At 61.9% G+C, this 1,077-nt stretch carries 1 protein-coding gene; it reads left to right on the forward strand.

The window, feature by feature from the left end:
* Positions 1-110: 110 nt before the first annotated feature.
* The coding region (locus B2J89_RS21110) for an IS481 family transposase (protein WP_169170804.1) at positions 111-1,077 on the forward strand (967 nt) is incomplete at its 3' end.

Below are 1,077 nucleotides of genomic sequence, written 5' to 3' on the forward strand. Positions count from 1 at the left end.
TGTAGCATCCCGGACGATTGCATCGATCCAAAACGCTATCCACTCTTCATGGCCAGAGCCGTGCTACGGGAGTTGATAGAGTCCTTGCAATCCACCCGGGGAGCCAAGCCATGTTGATTGCCCTGCACAAGAACGCGCGCACCACGCCCGCCGTGCGTGCCGAGATTGCTGCCAGCAGCGAGACCGCCAGTGCCCTGGCCCAGCGCTTTGGGATCACGGAACAGACGGTCTACAAGTGGAAGAAGCGCTCTGTCTTTGGCGACCGCTCGCACACGGCGCACCGCCTGCAGACGGTGCTCACACCGGCACAAGAGACAGTGGTGGTCCACCTGCGGCGCACCTTGCTGCTGCCCCTGGATGACCTGCTGGCGGTCACGCGAGAGTTCATTTGTCCCCATGTCTCGCGCTCGGGCCTGGACCGGTGCCTGCGCCGCCATGGGGCGGGCAACCTCAACGCCCTCAAGCCCCAGGAGCCTGCGGTGGCCCACAAGTCCTTCAAGAGCTACGAGCCAGGCTATGTGCACATGGACGTGAAGTACCTGCCGCAGATGCAGGACGAATCGCAACGGCGCTACCTCTTCGTGGCCATCGACCGGGCCACGCGATGGGTGTTCGTGCAACTCAAGGCCAACAAGACCGCTGCCAGTGCACAGGCCTTTCTCAAGGCATTGCACAAGGCCTGCCCAATCAAAATCAGCAAGCTGCTGACCGACAACGGCAAGGAGTTTACGGATCGCCTGTTTGCCAGCAGGCAGCGAGAGCCCAGTGGCAACCATGAGTTCGACCAGCTGTGCCAGGCGCTGGGCATAGAGCACCGGCTGACCAAGCCCAGGACCCCGAGAACCAACGGCATGGTGGAGAGATTCAACGGCCGCATAGCGGATGTGCTCAAGAGCCACAGGTTCAACAGCCGAGACGACATGGAGCAGACCCTGCTGCGTTATGTGGCCTTGTACAACCACCAGTTGCCGCAGTCAGCGCTGGGCAGCAAGACGCCTATGCAGGCCATGAAGGGCTGGCACCAGGAGCACCCGCAGCTATTCCACAAGCGGCCATATGATCGGCCGGGATGCGACA

This window comes from Acidovorax sp. SRB_24 (assembly GCF_012931925.1).